This window comes from Mesorhizobium sp. B283B1A (assembly GCF_020165735.1).
GTDB lineage: Bacteria > Pseudomonadota > Alphaproteobacteria > Rhizobiales > Rhizobiaceae > Mesorhizobium > Mesorhizobium opportunistum.
This window is the reverse complement of the sequence record NZ_JAIUIQ010000041.1, coordinates 39720-54619: the sequence shown is the minus strand read 5'-3', so window position 1 is coordinate 54619 and position 14900 is coordinate 39720. Positions and strand designations below refer to the sequence as shown.

The following is a 14900-nucleotide window of genomic DNA, read 5'->3' as shown; positions in this document are numbered from 1 at the left end:
CGTGGCGACCCTCCCCATCGAGGGGAGGGTGGGGCGCAGGTTCGGCCGCCGGCTTCAGTGCGTCCAGCGCATCCCATTTGATCGGCGGGAGGGGCGCGGTCTCGTCGACCCGCTCCTCGACAATTTCTTTCTTGCCGAACGAAAATATCTTCTTGAAAAAACCAGCCATGCTTTGCGTTTCTCAGGCGGCGCAAGCGGCAAGCGGGGCCGCGATCAGCCGGGCGCCATCTTGGCCAGTAATTGTCGCTTCGACGATCTCGCCCGGGCTGCCGGCGCCGAGTGCGGCAAGGGTGAAGCCTTCGGTGCGGCCAAGCCCATCACGCTCGATCAAGATCGACTGGCGGGTGCCGGGAAGTGACGACAGGTGACGGCGATAGGCGGCTTCACCGGCCGCGCGCAGCCGGGCGGCGCGCTGCTTGACCACCTCGCGGCGCAGCTGCGGCATGCGTGCGGCAGGCGTGCCTTCGCGCGGGCTGAACGGAAAGACGTGGAGATGGGTCAGGCCGCATTCCGCGACGATATCTATCGAGTTCTCGAACATGTCGTCGGTTTCGGTCGGGAAGCCGGCGATGATGTCGGCGCCGAAAACGATTGCAGGACGCAGCTTGCGCACATCCTCGCAGAAGCGGATCGACTGGTCGCGCAGATGGCGGCGCTTCATGCGCTTCAGGATCATGTCGTCGCCCGATTGCAGCGACAGATGCAGGTGCGGCATCAGCCTGGGCTCGGTGGCGATGGCGTCGAGCAGGTCGTCGTCGGCCTCGATGGAATCGATCGACGACAGCCGCAGGCGCTTCACGTCCGGCACCTGTCTGAGGATCGTCTTCACAAGTTTGCCGAGCTTGGGCGCACCCGGCAGGTCGGCGCCGAAAGACGTCATGTCGACGCCGGTCAGCACGATCTCGGCATAACCGTTGCCGGCGAGACGCTTGACCTGCTCGACCACGGCGCCCATCGGCACCGAGCGCGAATTGCCGCGGCCGTAAGGGATGATGCAGAAGGTGCAGCGATGGTCGCAGCCGTTCTGAACCTGGACGAACGCACGCGCCCGGCCCTCGATGGCGTCGACCATATGGCCGGCGGTCTCGCGCACCGAGAAGATGTCGTTGACGCGGGCCTTTTCGGTGTCGTTGATACCGAAATCCGGCAGCGCGCGATAAGAGTGCGCCTTCAGCTTCTCCTCATTGCCAAGCACGAGATCGACCTCGTCCATAGCGGCGAATTTTTCGGGCTCGGTTTGCGCAGCGCAGCCGGTGACGATGATGCGCGCCTGCGGGTTGTCGCGGCGCGCCTTGCGGATCGCCTGCCTGGCCTGGCGCACGGCCTCGCCGGTGACGGCGCAGGTGTTGAAGATCACGGCACCGCCGTCCAGCGCGCCGAGACCCGCGGTTTCGGCCTCGCGCCGCATCACTTCGGATTCATAGGTGTTCAGCCGGCAGCCGAAGGTCACCACGTCGATGCCATTGGAACGGGGGCCATTGGAACGGGGGGCCTCGGAGAGGGAGCCCTCGAAGACAGGGCTCTTCGACAGGGCCGACATCAGGCCGCGCTTTCGGTGTCGCGGGCCCAGGCGCCGGTCGAGGGATCGAAGCTGCCGGAAAATTCCCATTCGGCGGCACCGGTCAGGATGACATGGTCGTCGTCGCGCCATTCGACATGCAGCGTGCCGCCGCCGGGGGTCAGCAGGCTGACGCTGCGCCCGGTCCGCCTGGTGCGGGCCGCTGCCACCACGGCGGCGCAGGAGGCGGAGCCGCAGGCCTTGGTCAGGCCGGCGCCGCGTTCCCAGGTGCGAATGATCATGCTCTCGGGCGACGTGACCTGCGCGATGGTGATGTTGGCGCGTTCGGGGAAGATCGGGTGGTTCTCGAGCAGCGGGCCGAAACGGTCGAGCTCGTAGGACCAGACGTCGCGGTCGACCCAGAAGATGGCGTGCGGGTTGCCCATCGAGACGGCGGAGGGGGAATGCAGCACCGGTGCGTCGATCGGGCCGATCTGCAATTCGATCATGCGGGTGTCGCGGAATTCTTCGGCCAGCGGAATGTCCTGCCAGCCGAAACGCGGCATGCCCATGTCGACCGAGATCGAGCCGTCGGCATGTTCACTGGCGTTGAGGATGCCGGCGACGGTCTCGAAGGTGAAGCTCTTCTGGCCGGTCTCGGCGGCGAGCGCCTGGACGACGCAGCGCATGCCGTTGCCGCAAGCCTGTGCACCGGTGCCGTCGGAATTCAATATGTCGATGAAAAAGGCGGTGCCCGGCGTCCTCGCGTCGTGGATCGCCATGATCTGGTCGAAGCCGGTCGCGGCATCCGCGTTGAGCGCGATCGCCGCGGCCGCCGTCACCCGATCGGCGCGGCCGCGCATATCGGCGACGATGATCTCGTTGCCGATGCCGTTCATCTTGGCGAAAGGGGTCGTGCTTGCCATCGCTCCGAAAAGTTCCGTGTCCGTTTGGCGCTATATGGCGGAAACGGGCGGGAATTACCAGTGCGCAGCCGCTTTACGTCACGGCGAAGACCCCAAACAAGATCAGCAGGAAGATGATGAGCACGATACCGATGAGGATGCGTGCGCCAGTGGCTGCGGCCCCGGCCAACGCCGGCATGCCGAGCAGGCTGGCAGCGGCGGCGATGATCAGGAGAATGATGATCCATCTGAGCATGGAAATGCCTCTCGAGCCGACAGATTTTGTAACTGCATGAAAACGCTGCTGTCGTGCTTGGGTTCCGTCGCTCGCGAGGGAATGTCAGCGGCGAAACCTAGCCGGCGATCTCGATGTCGGTGCTGAACGGCCCCGTCTTGCTCGAATTCTCGTCGTGCATGAGGAAGTCGCAGCGGTATTTGCCGGGCGGCAAGCCATCGAGGGACAGGTCCAGCTTGAAGAACAGCTCGCGGTTGCGCGAGCGCGAGGCGACCTGGACGCGGCTGATCTTCTCCATTTTGCCGAGTTCCTCGCCGGATGCGGAGACCACGGTCAGATCGACCGAAAGCGAGATCTGCTTGTTGCCGAGCCCGTCGGAGCCGTAACCGTAGCCGACCGGCTCCATGTAGAGCACGATCTTCTCGCCGGGTTTGTAGATGTGGTTCGCGCGCTCGGTGTAGATGCCGAAACCCGCCGCCGTGTCGACGTGCTTGACGTTGAGCACGGCGAGCGGCATCGCCTCCCACAGCGCGTCCTCGGCACCGCGGAACTTTTCCAGCGCGCCGGCGGAATCACCGGACTGGAGCAGCTTTTCCGCTTCGGCGGCACGGTCGCCGATCTCACCGGCAAAGGCCATCGAGGTGGAGATTGCGGTGACGACGAGGGCTGCCAGGATTGTTTTCATGAGACGCGACTCCGTTCCTCGAAACATCACGACATCATGGTGGGCGAAAACCGGCGTGAGGTAAACGCCAATCCTGGCAGATGCCAAGGCCTGACCTCAGGGCACGTTCCAGACTTCGCCGGGCCGCAAGGCGCGAAAGCGCTCCGGCGGCAGCTGCTCGGCCGCAAGCGCCTCGGCCAGTTTCCGGACCGGCTCGTCGATCGGCTCATCGGTGAGCTGGAAGGTGCCCCAGTGGCAGCCGGCGGCGAAAGCCGCATTGCACAGTTTCATGCCTTGCACCGCTTCCTCCGGGTTCTGGTGCTGGGGTGCCATGAACCAGCGCGGCTCGTAGGCGCCGATCGGCAGGATGGCGAAGCGGAAGCCGCCATGCTTGTCAGCCATCAGCTGGTAGTTGATGCCATCGTGGAAGCCGGTATCGCCGGCGAAATAGATCTTGCCGTCCGGTGTCTCGACAACGAAGCCGGCCCACAGCGCCATGCGCCGGTCGCGGGTGCCGCGTGCCGACCAGTGATGCGCCGGCTCGATATGGACGACAACGCCACTGCCGATGTCGACCCTGTCGCCCCAGTCATGCGCCGCCAGCCGCATGCCGGGAACCGCCTGGCCAATCAGCATGTCATTGCCGAGCGGAGTGATCAGCAGCGGGTCATGGCCGGCTTTCAGCTGCCTGAGCGTGGCGAGATCGAGATGGTCGTAATGATTGTGGCTGACCAGCACGAGGTCGATGGGCGGCAAATCGGCAAAGGCGATGCCCGGCGGGTTGACGCGCTTCGGTCCGGCAAAGGAAAACGGCGATGCGCGTTGCGACCAGACCGGATCAGTGAGGATGTTCAGCCCAGCGGTCTGGACCAGCAGCGTGGCGTGGCCGATCATGGTCACCGCGAGGTTGGCACCTTCGACCTTCGCTGCCGGCCTTGCCTGCGGAAAAGGGCTCGGATCGGCCGCGGGCCACTTCGCGCGTTGGCCGTTGAACTGCCATTTGAGCGCGTCGGCGAAACGCCCGGGCGGCTGGCCGCCAGGATTGAAGAAGAGGGTGCCATCGAAATGGTCGCTGGGCGGGCCGCTGTAATAGCGGTTGGCGGTTTTCTTCCTCGCGGCCAACGTCTGCGCTCCAGCGGATTTCGGCCCCTAGACATAGGATCTGCGCCGATTCGTGCAAGCAGCCGTCACGAGAATGACAGGGATGGACGCTTCTCCATTTGTGATCGTCGAGGCCGAACGGCGAAGCTCCGGTCCATGTCATAGCGACAAATTTGCAACAAATCTTGCTGCAAACCCTATTTTAACCATATCGGGTTGAAATTTCGCCACCTTCTCCATCTTGGTGGAGGTGAGATTGCGCGGACGGCATCCCCCCAGCCGGATCCGACGGAGGTTGTAATGAATTTTTCGAAAAGCGGTCTGGTGGCCGTATCGTTTGCAGCGCTTTTTGCGGGCGGCTGCTCGACCTCACGCTTCTCGTCGATGGACGACCAGCAGCCGGCGCCGCTGCAGCCGGCCCCGGCTGGCCAGGTGACCTCGAACCAGCTGCCGCCGCCGGCCGCGCCCGGCACCACCGACCCAGCGCAATTCCCGACAGCGCCGGCGAACACGCAGGTCGCGTCCTTGCCGCCGGATGGCACAGCGCCGGCAGGGGCCGCGGACCTCAGTGCGGCCAGCGTCGCCGGCGTATGGAACGTCAGCGTTGCCGGCCAGAGCTGCAAGGTGGCGACGCCGCAGACCAAGTTCGGCGCCGGCTTCCGCGCCGGGCCGCTGCATTGCCCGGCGCCGATCGACGGCATCAAGTCCTGGAATGTAGCCGGCAAGCAGTTGACGCTCTATGACGAGAATGGCGGTTCGCTGGCGCGGCTCTATTCCTCGGGCGGCTCCAAATTCGACGGTCAGACTTCCAGCGGCCAGGCGATTTCGCTTACAAGGTAGGCTATGTATGCCGATATTCAGGTGATGCCGGCCTGCGAACGGCGGTTTTCTGCGCTTCCGGTGCTCACGTACTTTAAATACGCTCCGCTCCGGTTCTCGAAAGCCACCATTCTCGGCTCGGCCTGACCTGAATCTCAACACACCTAGTCCCTGAGGATTCTTGCTCTGTACAAACGACGTGACCGATGCATCTGCGTGACGGCCTCCAGACCCATGCGACCGTCAGGCAGCGCTACGACCATCTGGTGGACACCGGCGCGATCGAGCGCGATCCGGCGCAGGAACGCATCGCGGCCGCGCTCGACCGGCTGACATCGGAAATTTCGGCAAAACGGCTGGCCCACAAATCGAGTGCGCTGGGCTGGCTGTTCGCCCGCAAGCGCGAGACGCGGGACCTCGTCAGGGGCCTCTACATCCATGGCGGCGTCGGCCGCGGCAAGACCATGCTGATGGACATGTTCTTCGAGCTGCTGCCGGTCCGGCGCAAGCGCCGCGTCCATTTCAACGACTTCATGGCCGACGTGCAGGACCGCATCCAGAGGCACCGGCAGGCGCGCAAGAATGGTGACGTCAAAGAAGACGATCCGATCCCGCCTGTGGCAAAAGCCTTGGCCGAGCAGGCCTGGGTGCTGTGCTTCGACGAATTCTCGGTCACCGACATCGCCGACGCGATGATCCTGTCGCGGCTGTTTTCGGCGTTGTTCACCAATGGCGTCGTGCTTGTCGCCACCTCGAACGTGGCGCCGGAAGATCTCTATCGCGACGGGCTGAACCGCCAGCTGTTCCTGCCCTTCATCGGCATATTGGAACGGCACGCGCAGGTGCTGTCGCTCGACGCAGACAAGGATTACCGGCTGGAAAAGCTCGCCCGCACGCCGGTCTATGTCGTGCCGGACGATACGGTGGCCGACCGGGCGCTCGATGAGGCCTGGCGGACGATGACGCGCGGCGCGCCGACGGCTGCGACGTCGCTGACGCTGAAGGGAAGGCAAGTGATCGTGCCGGCTGCGGCGGGCGACGCGGCGCGGTTTTCCTTCGCCGATCTCTGCGAAAAGCCGCACGGCGCGCGCGATTTCCTGGCCATCGCCCGGCGTTTTTCGACTGTCTTCATCGATCACGTGCCGGTGCTGGGCGAAGGCAAGCGCAACGAGGCCAAGCGCTTCATCCTCCTGATCGACACGCTCTACGACCATCATGTACGGCTGGTGGTGAGCGCCGAGGCCGCACCCCACGAGCTCTATGTGGCCAAGCGCGGCATCGAGGTGTTCGAGTTCGAACGCACGGCCTCACGCCTGATCGAGATGCAGAGCCGCGACTGGCTGGAGGACTGGGCCGAGCGGCGGAAGGCGCCGGAGCCGACAGAAGCGTCGCAGGCGCAGGCTTAGAGACGAGAAAGTTCGCGATCCTTCGCGCCCCCTCTGTCCCGCCGCCGTTTAAAACTCACATCCTCGGCGACCCGCATCACAAGGGCGTCATCGCCTCTTCCAGCCTTCTGGTTGCCACTCTAATTGTATAATATCCAACAAGTCGGCTTACAAACTTTGACGTTTACGTAAATCCCAAACCATCTAACCGATTGAAAATGCTCACCCCAAAATAATCGTTTGAATTTATCTTGCACCGGGGCTATTGGGTGCGGCGAAATCTCGCGGGTTTCCGCTGCATTCCGGCCTCTTCCTCGACGCCGTCATCAAGTCGTCAAAGATTTGGGCGCAGTCACAGACAAAGGGAAAACATCCTCACATGGCACGCAACAAGATAGCGCTTATCGGCTCGGGCATGATCGGCGGCACGCTGGCCCACATGATCGGCCTCAAGGACCTCGGCGATGTGGTGCTGTTCGATATTGCCGAGGGTATTCCGCAAGGCAAGGGGCTCGATATCGCGCAGTCATCGCCGGTCGATGGTTTTGACTCGCGGCTGACCGGCGTCAACGATTATGCCGGTATCGAGGGTGCCGATGTCTGCATCGTCACCGCAGGCGTGCCGCGCAAGCCGGGCATGAGCCGCGACGACCTGCTCGGCATCAACCTCAAGGTCATGGAACAGGTCGGCGCCGGTCTGAAGAAGTACGCGCCGAAGGCTTTCGTCATCTGCATCACCAACCCGCTCGATGCCATGGTCTGGGCGCTGCAGAAGTTTTCCGGCCTGCCCAAGACCCATGTCGTCGGCATGGCCGGCGTGCTCGACAGCGCGCGCTTCCGCTATTTCCTGGCCGAGGAATTCAAGGTCTCGGTCGAGGACGTCACCGCCTTCGTGCTCGGCGGTCATGGCGATTCCATGGTGCCGATGATCCGCTATTCGACGGTGTCAGGCATTCCGCTGCCCGACCTGATCAAGATGGGCTGGACCTCGAAGGAAAAGCTCGACCAGATCGTGCAGCGCACCCGCGACGGCGGCGCCGAGATCGTCGGCCTGCTCAAGACCGGCTCGGCCTATTACGCCCCGGCCGCCTCGGCGATCCAGATGGCCGAAGCCTATCTCAAGGACAAGAAGCGCGTGCTGCCGTGTGCTGCCCACCTCTCCGGCCAGTATGGCGTCAAGGGCACCTATGTCGGCGTGCCCGTGGTGATCGGCGCCGGCGGTGTCGAGCGCATCATCGAGATCGACCTCAACAAGGCCGAGCAGAAGATGTTCGACAGTTCGGTGGCGACCGTGCAGGGCCTGACCGAGGCCTGCGTCAAGATCGCGCCGCAGCTCGCCTCGAAGTGAACCCCGCCAAAACGTCAATCCCGGCAAAAAGACTTGGAGATAGTTCCCAATGAACATCCATGAATATCAAGGCAAGGCGCTGCTGAAGAGCTTTGGCGCGCCGGTGGCCGAAGGCGTGCCGGTGTTCAAGGCAAGCGAGGCCGAAGCCGCCGCCAAGGCGCTGCCCGGTCCGCTCTATGTGGTGAAGAGCCAGATCCATGCCGGCGGCCGCGGCAAGGGCAAATTCAAGGAACTCGGCCCCGACGCCAAGGGTGGTGTGCGGCTGGCGAAGTCGGTGGCCGACGTCGTCGCCAACGCCAACGAGATGCTCGGCCACACGCTGGTGACCAAGCAGACCGGCCCGGCCGGCAAGCAGGTCAACCGCCTCTATATCGAGGACGGCGCCGACATCGAGCGCGAGCTCTATCTGTCGATCCTGGTCGACCGCTCGGTCGGCCGCGTTGCCTTCGTCGTCTCGACCGAAGGCGGCATGGACATCGAGGCGGTCGCGCATGACACGCCGGAAAAGATCATCACCGTCGCCATCGACCCGGAAAAGGGCGTCACATCAGCCGATCTGAAGGCGCTCAACGGCGCGCTGAAGCTCGACGGCGACGCGGCCAAGGACGGCGATACGCTGTTTCCGATCCTCTACAAGGCCTTCGTCGAGAAGGACATGAGCCTGCTCGAGGTCAACCCGCTGATCGTCATGAAGACCGGCCGGCTGCGCGTGCTCGACGCCAAGGTGTCGTTCGACAACAACGCGCTGTTCCGTCACCCCGACGTGCTCGAACTGCGCGACACCACCGAAGAGGACGAGAAGGAAATCGAGGCGTCGAAATACGACCTCGCCTATGTGGCCCTCGACGGCAATATCGGCTGCATGGTCAACGGCGCCGGCCTTGCCATGGCGACGATGGACATCATCAAGCTCTACGGCGCCGAACCCGCCAACTTCCTCGATGTCGGCGGCGGTGCGTCGAAGGAGAAGGTGACGGCGGCGTTCAAGATCATCACCAAGGATCCGGCCGTCAAAGGCATTTTGATCAACATCTTCGGCGGCATCATGAAGTGCGACATCATCGCCGAGGGCGTCATCGCCGCGGTCAAGGAAGTTGGGCTAAAGGTGCCGCTGGTGGTGCGTCTCGAAGGCACCAATGCCGAGCTCGGCAAGAGGATCATCAACGACAGCGGCTTGAACGTGGTGTCGGCCGACGATCTCGACGACGCGGCCAAGAAGATCGTGGCGGCGGTGAAGGGCTGAGCCGGTGCCTCCGCGCAAGATAAACCTGGTCGAGGCTGCGGATCAAAAGATCACCAAGGTCTTCGATCCGCATATCGCCGGCGACGTCAATGACAGCCAGGCGAAGGTCGCCAAGTTCGGCGAGGCCTTCGACTGGCACGCGCATGACCATGAGGACGAAGCCTTCCTGGTGCTGCGCGGCCGTATCGCCATCGATTTCCGCGATGGTCCGGTCGAGCTTGGCGAGGGCGATTTCATCGTCGTGCCGCGTGGCGTCGAGCACCGGCCGCGCTCGCTGACCGCCGAGCCAGTGGTGCTGATGTTCGAGCCGGCGACGACGCTCAACACCGGCAATGCCAAGAGCGATCTTACCGTCACCGACCTGAAGCGGCTCTGAGCCATGAACGCGTCCCCCTTCTCCTCGCTCTCGGCCGATCACCAGCGCCTGCAGGCGCTGGTCGGCGCCTGGCGCGGCGAGGAAGAGGTGGCGGGCACGCAATGGACCGATGCCGGCACGGCGACTTCCGAAGTGCTGGCGGAGGCACAGTTCGGCGGCCTGTTCGTGGTGCAACGCTATCGCCAGCGCCGCGACGGCACGGTTTCGTTCGGCGCGCACAATGTGTTCGGCTTCGACCAGCAAAGCGGCGCGGTGACCATGCACCAGTTCGATTCGATGGGTTTCGTGCCGGCCTCGCCGGCCACGGGCACGTGGGACGGCAATAGGCTGACGCTGCTGCGCTCGTCACCGCGCGGGGCCGCACGCGTGAGCTACGATTTCGATGGCAGCGACAGCTATCGCATGCGGCTGCAATTCCAGCCTGTCGGCAGCGACGGCTGGCAAGACATGGTGAGCGGCCTCTACCGGCGCGTCCCGCCTTCCGCGATAGGGGAAGGCTGAATGATCGAGCTCGTGGGTAAGGCGGTTGAAGAATTACACATAATCACACATATAATGGCTGTGTATTTATGTGGAGATGAACGATGAAGAACGTCACCCTGGCCATGGACGAGGCTCTGCTGGAAAAGGCGCGAGGCCTAGCCGAACGCCGCAAGACGACGCTCAACGCCCTTATTCGTTCACTGCTTGCGCATGAAGTCGAGCAGGAAGACCGGATTGCCTGGGCGCGGGAAGGTATGCGTAGGCTGATGGCCGAAACTCCGCTCGACCTGGGCCCGGCGTACAAATGGAATCGGGACGAGATCTATGCCGAACGAGAAGATAGAATGCTTTCTCGACTCGAACGTCCTGCTGTACGCGGCTTCGGAGAGGACAAGTGATCCTCGCCGACACGATATCGCGCAAAGGCTTGTGCTGGAGACTGTCTTCGGCGTCTCTGGCCAGACCTTGGCCGAGTTCGCAAACGTTGCAAGACGCAAGTCAGTCTCTGCCGACGCAGTGGTCGATCAGTGGCTGGTGTTCCTCGGCACGTTGCCGTTTGTCCCGGTCGACCAGGCCTATGTCATCGCAGGACTTCGTGTCGCGCGCCGCTATCAGCTTAAATACTACGACGCAGCGCTGCTCGCAGCCGCGGAGCGGCTCGGCGCGCCGATTTTCTACACCGAAGACCTCAATCACAACCAGGTTTATGGCTCGGTCCGAGCCGTCAATCCTTTCTTGTAATCGCTGAATTCAGAGGCGCATCACCCATGTCCATTCTCGTCGACAAGAACACCAAGGTGCTGGTGCAGGGCCTGACCGGCAAGACCGGCACGTTCCACACTGAACAGGCGCTGGCCTATCATGGCACCAAGATGGTGGGCGGCATCCATCCCAAGAAGGGCGGCGAGACCTGGACCGGGTCGAAGGGCGAGAACCTGCCGATCTTCGCCACCGTCGCCGAAGGCAAGGCAAAGACCGGCGCCAACGCGTCCGTCGTCTACGTGCCGCCGGCGGGTGCCGCCGAAGCCATCCTGGAAGCGATCGAGGCCGAGATCCCGCTGATCATCTGCATCACCGAAGGCATTCCGGTGATGGACATGATCAAGGTCAAGGCGCGGCTCGACCGCTCGGCCTCGCGGCTGATCGGGCCGAACTGCCCGGGCGTGCTCACCCCCAACGAATGCAAGATCGGCATCATGCCCGGCAACATCTTCCGCAAGGGCTCGGTCGGCGTTGTTTCGCGCTCGGGAACACTTACCTATGAGGCAGTGTTCCAGACCACCAATGTCGGCCTCGGCCAGACCACCGCCGTCGGCATTGGCGGCGACCCCGTCAAGGGCACCGAGTTCATCGACGTGCTCGAGATGTTCCTCGCCGACGACGAGACCAAGTCGATCATCATGATCGGCGAGATCGGCGGTTCGGCCGAGGAAGACGCCGCGCAGTTCCTCAAGGACGAAGCCAAGCGTGGCCGCAAGAAGCCGATGGCCGGCTTCATCGCCGGGCGCACGGCGCCGGCCGGCCGCACCATGGGCCACGCGGGCGCGGTCATCTCCGGCGGCAAGGGCGGCGCGGAAGACAAGATCGCGGCGATGGAATCGGCCGGCATCAAGGTATCGCCGTCGCCGGCACGGCTGGGCACGACGCTGGTCGAGGCGATCAAGGGTTAAGGCAGTAAGGGAGTAGGGCAGTAGGGGAATAGGAAGAACGGGACGAGCGCTGCTGCTTTCCCTACTGCCTTACTCCCCTACTGCCCTACTCCCCTCCAAAAACAGGAGACGGAGCCGGGCTCCGCAGACAAAAAATGGCACGACAAGATCAGGCCAACGACCAGTTTTCGCTCACCTCTTTCCTCTATGGCGGCAACGCGGACTATATCGACGCGCTCTATGCCGCCTATGAGGACGATCCCGCCTCGGTCAATCCCGAGTGGCAGGAGTTCTTCGCCGGGCTGAAAGACGATGCCGGCGATGTGCGCAGGAACGCCAAGGGCGCTTCCTGGGCAAAGCCCTCCTGGCCGCTGCAGGCCAATGGCGAACTGGTTTCGGCGCTCGACGGCAATTGGGGCATCGTCGAGAAGACGATCGAAAAGAAGGTCAAGGACAAGGCGGTCACCAACGGCGTGGTCCTGTCCGATGCCGATGTGCACCAGGCGACGCGCGATTCCGTGCGCGCCATCATGATGATCCGCGCCTACCGCATGCGCGGCCATCTGCACGCCAATCTCGACCCGCTCGGCATCGCCAAGCCGCTCGAGGACTACAATGAATTGTCGCCTGAGAATTACGGCTTCACCGAAGCCGACTACGACCGGCCGATCTTCCTCGACAACGTGCTCGGCCTCGAATTCGGCTCTATCCGGCAGATGCTGGAGATCCTGACCCGCACCTATTGCTCGACGCTCGGCGTCGAGTTCATGCACATCTCCGATCCCGAGGAAAAGGCCTGGATCCAGGCGCGTATCGAAGGCGCCGACAAGGAAATCTCCTTCACCGCCACCGGCAAGAAGGCGATCCTTTCGAAGCTGGTGGAGGCGGAAGGCTTCGAGCAGTTCATCGACGTCAAGTACAAGGGCACCAAGCGTTTCGGCCTCGACGGCAGTGAAGCGCTGATCCCGGCGCTGGAGCAGATCGTCAAGCGCGGCGGCCAGCTCGGCATGAAGGAAATCGTACTCGGCATGGCCCATCGCGGCCGGCTGAACGTGCTCAGCCAGGTGATGGCCAAGCCGCACCGCGCCATTTTCCACGAGTTCAAGGGTGGCTCCGCCGCACCTGACGAGGTCGAGGGCTCGGGCGACGTCAAGTACCATCTCGGCGCCTCGTCGGACCGCGAGTTCGACGGCAACAAGGTGCATCTGTCGCTGACCGCCAACCCCTCGCATCTGGAGATCGTCGATCCGGTGGTGATGGGCAAGGCGCGCGCCAAGCAGGACTCTCTGTTCGGTCGCGGCCGCGAGGAGATCGTGCCGCTGGAGGAGCGCGCCAAGGTGCTGCCGCTGCTGCTGCATGGCGACGCCGCCTTCGCCGGCCAGGGCGTGATCGCCGAAATCCTCGGCCTGTCGGGCCTGCGCGGCCACCGCGTCGCCGGCACGCTGCATTTCATCATCAACAACCAGATCGGCTTCACCACCAATCCGCGCTTCTCGCGCTCGTCGCCCTATCCGTCCGACGTCGCCAAGATGATCGAGGCGCCGATCTTCCACGTCAACGGCGACGATCCGGAAGCCGTGGTGCACGCCACCAAGGTGGCGATCGAATTCCGCATGAAGTTCCACAAGCCCGTTGTGGTCGACATGTTCTGCTACCGCCGCTTCGGCCACAATGAGGGCGACGAGCCGGCTTTCACCCAGCCGATCATGTACCGCAACATCCGCACCCATAAGACGACGGTGCAGATCTATGGCGAGCGGCTGATCGCCGAGGGCCATATCAGCCAGGCCGAACTCGACCAGATGAAGGCCGACTGGCGCGCGCACCTGGAGCAGGAATGGGAAGTCGGCCAGCACTACAAGCCCAACAAGGCCGACTGGCTCGACGGCGCCTGGTCGGGCCTGCGCACGGCCGACAACCAGGACGAACAAAGGCGCGGCAAGACCGCCGTCCCGGTCAAGACGCTGAAGGAGATCGGCAAGAAGCTGACCGAGGTGCCGAAGGGCTTCGAGGCGCACAAGACGATCATCCGCTTCCTCGAGAACCGCCGCGAGGCGATCGAATCGGGCGAAGGCATCGACTGGTCGACGGCCGAGGCGCTGGCCTTCGGCGCCATCCTGCTCGACGGCAACCCGATCCGCCTCTCGGGGCAGGATTCCGAACGCGGCACCTTCTCGCAGCGCCATTCGGTGCTCTACGACCAGCGCGACGAGACCCGCTACATCCCGCTCAACAATCTGTCGGCGGCGCAGGCGGGCTACGAAGTCATCAACTCGATGCTGTCGGAAGAGGCGGTGCTCGGCTTCGAATATGGCTACAGCCTGGCCGAGCCGAAGGCGCTGACGCTGTGGGAAGCGCAGTTCGGCGACTTCGCCAACGGCGCCCAGGTGGTGTTCGACCAGTTCATCTCCTCCGGCGAGCGCAAGTGGCTCAGAATGTCGGGCCTCGTCTGCCTGTTGCCGCACGGCTATGAAGGCCAGGGCCCGGAGCACTCCTCGGCCCGCCTGGAACGCTTCCTGCAGCTTTGCGCCGAAGACAACATGCAAGTGGCCAACTGCACGACGCCGGCCAACTATTTCCACATCCTGCGCCGGCAGCTGAAGCGGGATTTCCGCAAGCCGCTGATCCTGATGACGCCGAAGTCGCTGCTGCGCCACAAGCGGGCGGTGTCGACGCTGCCGGAAATCTCGGGCGAAAGCTCGTTCCACCGGCTGCTGTGGGACGACGCCCAGCTCTTGCCCAATCAGCCGATCAAGCTCACCAAGGATTCCAAGATCCGCCGCGTCGTGCTGTGCACGGGCAAGGTTTATTACGATCTCTACGAGGAGCGCGAGAAGCGCGGCATCAACGACATCTACCTGCTGCGCGTCGAACAGCTCTATCCATTCCCGGCCAAGGCGCTGATCACCGAATTGTCGCGTTTCCGCAACGCCGAGATGGTGTGGTGCCAGGAGGAGCCCAAGAACATGGGCGCCTGGTCCTTCATCGACCCCTATCTGGAATGGGTGCTGGCACATATCGACGCCAAGCATCAGCGGGTGCGCTACACCGGCCGGCCGGCGTCCGCGTCGCCGGCTACCGGACTGATGTCCAAGCACCTTGCCCAGCTCGCCGCCTTGCTCGAAGACGCGCTTGGTGAATAGAGAAGATCTGGGCGATTAGAGAAGATCTGGGCGAACAACAGAACCGAAAGA

Annotated in this window: 15 protein-coding genes; 10 read left to right on the top strand and 5 right to left on the bottom strand. The window is 63.5% G+C overall.

Going from position 1 to position 14900, the window contains the following annotated elements; translation table 11 throughout:
- Nucleotides 1–181: 181 nt before the first annotated feature.
- From mtaB to LB577_RS26985, 5 genes are all read right to left on the bottom strand, one after another.
- Nucleotides 182–1540, bottom strand: coding sequence for a tRNA (N(6)-L-threonylcarbamoyladenosine(37)-C(2))-methylthiotransferase MtaB (gene mtaB / locus LB577_RS27005; protein ID WP_411969339.1), 1359 nt, complete (start codon nucleotides 1538–1540; stop codon nucleotides 182–184).
- Nucleotides 1540–2424 (bottom strand): diaminopimelate epimerase, encoded by an 885-nt coding sequence (gene dapF / locus LB577_RS27000; RefSeq protein WP_224689633.1) that lies wholly within the window; start codon nucleotides 2422–2424, stop codon nucleotides 1540–1542. The genes mtaB and dapF overlap by 1 nt, the downstream gene beginning before the upstream one ends.
- A 73-nt stretch (nucleotides 2425–2497) precedes the next feature.
- Nucleotides 2498–2659 carry a DUF1328 family protein gene (locus LB577_RS26995; RefSeq protein WP_013892243.1) on the bottom strand — a complete coding sequence of 54 codons (162 nt, stop codon included), beginning with the start codon at nucleotides 2657–2659 and terminating at the stop codon, nucleotides 2498–2500.
- Nucleotides 2660–2756: 97 nt separating this feature from the next.
- The gene (locus LB577_RS26990; protein WP_224689632.1) at nucleotides 2757–3323 is read right to left on the bottom strand and encodes a hypothetical protein; all 567 of its coding nucleotides are present in this window, start codon (nucleotides 3321–3323) and stop codon (nucleotides 2757–2759) included.
- A gap of 96 nt (nucleotides 3324–3419) precedes the next feature.
- Complete coding sequence (locus LB577_RS26985; RefSeq protein WP_224689631.1) at nucleotides 3420–4424, bottom strand: MBL fold metallo-hydrolase; 1005 nt, start codon at nucleotides 4422–4424, stop codon at nucleotides 3420–3422.
- A gap of 279 nt (nucleotides 4425–4703) precedes the next feature.
- Here LB577_RS26985 and LB577_RS26980 point away from each other — a divergent pair, with 279 nt between their 5' ends.
- The 10 genes from LB577_RS26980 to LB577_RS26935 all read left to right on the top strand — a co-directional run bounded on the left by LB577_RS26980 (nucleotide 4704) and on the right by LB577_RS26935 (nucleotide 14849).
- On the top strand, nucleotides 4704–5243 hold the full coding sequence (locus LB577_RS26980; protein ID WP_023778897.1) for a protease inhibitor Inh/omp19 family protein: 540 nt from the start codon (nucleotides 4704–4706) through the stop codon (nucleotides 5241–5243).
- A gap of 185 nt (nucleotides 5244–5428) precedes the next feature.
- A complete protein-coding gene (zapE, locus tag LB577_RS26975) occupies nucleotides 5429–6628 on the top strand; it encodes a cell division protein ZapE (RefSeq protein ID WP_224689630.1) in 1200 nt (399 codons plus the stop codon).
- Between the two features lie 358 nt (nucleotides 6629–6986).
- Complete coding sequence (mdh, locus tag LB577_RS26970) at nucleotides 6987–7955, top strand: malate dehydrogenase (RefSeq protein ID WP_172222189.1); 969 nt, start codon at nucleotides 6987–6989, stop codon at nucleotides 7953–7955.
- A gap of 49 nt (nucleotides 7956–8004) precedes the next feature.
- On the top strand, nucleotides 8005–9198 hold the full coding sequence (gene sucC, locus LB577_RS26965) for an ADP-forming succinate--CoA ligase subunit beta (protein WP_224689629.1): 1194 nt from the start codon (nucleotides 8005–8007) through the stop codon (nucleotides 9196–9198).
- Between the two features lie 4 nt (nucleotides 9199–9202).
- The gene (locus tag LB577_RS26960; protein ID WP_224689628.1) at nucleotides 9203–9574 is read left to right on the top strand and encodes a cupin domain-containing protein; all 372 of its coding nucleotides are present in this window, start codon (nucleotides 9203–9205) and stop codon (nucleotides 9572–9574) included.
- 3 nt (nucleotides 9575–9577) lie between these two features.
- A complete protein-coding gene (locus LB577_RS26955; protein ID WP_224689627.1) occupies nucleotides 9578–10075 on the top strand; it encodes a DUF1579 family protein in 498 nt (165 codons plus the stop codon).
- A gap of 83 nt (nucleotides 10076–10158) precedes the next feature.
- Nucleotides 10159–10455 carry a hypothetical protein gene (locus tag LB577_RS26950; protein WP_023768439.1) on the top strand — a complete coding sequence of 99 codons (297 nt, stop codon included), beginning with the start codon at nucleotides 10159–10161 and terminating at the stop codon, nucleotides 10453–10455.
- The gene (locus LB577_RS26945) at nucleotides 10382–10798 is read left to right on the top strand and encodes a PIN domain-containing protein (protein ID WP_224689626.1); all 417 of its coding nucleotides are present in this window, start codon (nucleotides 10382–10384) and stop codon (nucleotides 10796–10798) included. Before LB577_RS26950 ends, LB577_RS26945 begins: the two co-directional genes overlap by 74 nt.
- Before the next feature lie 26 nt (nucleotides 10799–10824).
- On the top strand, nucleotides 10825–11727 hold the full coding sequence (gene sucD / locus LB577_RS26940; RefSeq protein WP_023768441.1) for a succinate--CoA ligase subunit alpha: 903 nt from the start codon (nucleotides 10825–10827) through the stop codon (nucleotides 11725–11727).
- Nucleotides 11728–11861: 134 nt separating this feature from the next.
- Entirely contained in the window at nucleotides 11862–14849 is a 2988-nt protein-coding gene (locus LB577_RS26935) for a 2-oxoglutarate dehydrogenase E1 component (RefSeq protein WP_224689625.1), read from the top strand.
- Nucleotides 14850–14900: the final 51 nt, after the last annotated feature.

Excerpts from the sequence above, each read along its gene's own strand:
- zapE (WP_224689630.1), top strand. The coding sequence starts at position 5,429 with ATGCATCTGCGTGACGGCCTCCAGACCCATGCGACCGTCAGGCAGCGC.
- sucD (WP_023768441.1), top strand. The coding sequence starts at position 10,825 with ATGTCCATTCTCGTCGACAAGAACACCAAGGTGCTGGTGCAGGGCCTG.
- mtaB (WP_411969339.1), bottom strand. The coding sequence starts at position 1,540 with ATGTCGGCCCTGTCGAAGAGCCCTGTCTTCGAGGGCTCCCTCTCCGAG.
- LB577_RS26955 (WP_224689627.1), top strand. The coding sequence starts at position 9,578 with ATGAACGCGTCCCCCTTCTCCTCGCTCTCGGCCGATCACCAGCGCCTG.
- mdh (WP_172222189.1), top strand. The coding sequence starts at position 6,987 with ATGGCACGCAACAAGATAGCGCTTATCGGCTCGGGCATGATCGGCGGC.
- sucC (WP_224689629.1), top strand. The coding sequence starts at position 8,005 with ATGAACATCCATGAATATCAAGGCAAGGCGCTGCTGAAGAGCTTTGGC.
- LB577_RS26980 (WP_023778897.1), top strand. The coding sequence starts at position 4,704 with ATGAATTTTTCGAAAAGCGGTCTGGTGGCCGTATCGTTTGCAGCGCTT.
- LB577_RS26945 (WP_224689626.1), top strand. The coding sequence starts at position 10,382 with ATGCCGAACGAGAAGATAGAATGCTTTCTCGACTCGAACGTCCTGCTG.
- dapF (WP_224689633.1), bottom strand. The coding sequence starts at position 2,424 with ATGGCAAGCACGACCCCTTTCGCCAAGATGAACGGCATCGGCAACGAG.
- LB577_RS26935 (WP_224689625.1), top strand. The coding sequence starts at position 11,862 with ATGGCACGACAAGATCAGGCCAACGACCAGTTTTCGCTCACCTCTTTC.
- LB577_RS26990 (WP_224689632.1), bottom strand. The coding sequence starts at position 3,323 with ATGAAAACAATCCTGGCAGCCCTCGTCGTCACCGCAATCTCCACCTCG.
- LB577_RS26950 (WP_023768439.1), top strand. The coding sequence starts at position 10,159 with ATGAAGAACGTCACCCTGGCCATGGACGAGGCTCTGCTGGAAAAGGCG.
- LB577_RS26995 (WP_013892243.1), bottom strand. The coding sequence starts at position 2,659 with ATGCTCAGATGGATCATCATTCTCCTGATCATCGCCGCCGCTGCCAGC.